General features: G+C 32.2%; 1 protein-coding gene. It reads right to left on the bottom strand.

The window, feature by feature from the left end; translation table 11 throughout:
• Positions 1-704 (bottom strand): glycosyltransferase (locus tag L1D47_RS20935; RefSeq protein WP_239886641.1); only part of this gene is annotated, 704 nt, incomplete at its 3' end.
• Between the last annotated feature and the right edge of the window lie 8 nt (positions 705-712).

Genomic DNA, 712 nt, shown 5'->3' with positions numbered 1-712 from the left:
GAATACTTTCTATAAGGAAAGGATAAATGAAGCTGAGTTACGTACTGATTGTACTGTTTAAATGCACTTAAATATCTCAATTGCAAAGTGGGCTTTAGATGAGCATAGTGAATTATAGAATATCTATTCGAAAAAAAAACACCTGCATAATTAAATTTTACAGGCATAACATTGAATCTACCTTGTATTGAGAAATTAAGAGCGTCTTGGTCAGCCAATGGATAGTTATTCTTTTGGGCAAGAACTATTGCATCTCGAAAATACTTAAGGACAATGGGATTGTTTAAGTCACAGATAAACATTCCTGCATTAAAATAAGTAAAATCGTAAGATAGTTTGTTTATACCTAAGGCTTTATTAAAAAGTATCCCAGTATCGATACATGCACCAAATCCAGACTCAGAGTCAAAGTCTTTGAACAAATCACTTATACAACAATTAACAATCATATCAACATCTAAGTAGAGTATTGTGCCCTTAATATAATTTCCCATAAAAAATCTTGCGTAAACCTGAGCAGGAAAACGCCCTGAAGGACAAAAAGAGGCTAATTCGCTACTTATATCAATAACGTTAATACTAATGTTCTTGTGATTAGAAATTTCAGTCACGTCCAAATCCATTAGCTTATCACAACCTGTTAATACCGTTATTTCACACTGATTAAATTCACTTAAGTTGTTGGATATTGAGTTAATCAACACTTTTGCAT

Source organism: Shewanella sp. Isolate7 (assembly GCF_022398425.1).
Taxonomy (GTDB): domain Bacteria; phylum Pseudomonadota; class Gammaproteobacteria; order Enterobacterales; family Shewanellaceae; genus Shewanella.
The sequence above is the reverse complement of the archived record's forward strand: the minus strand, read 5'-3'. Positions and strand labels throughout refer to the sequence as shown.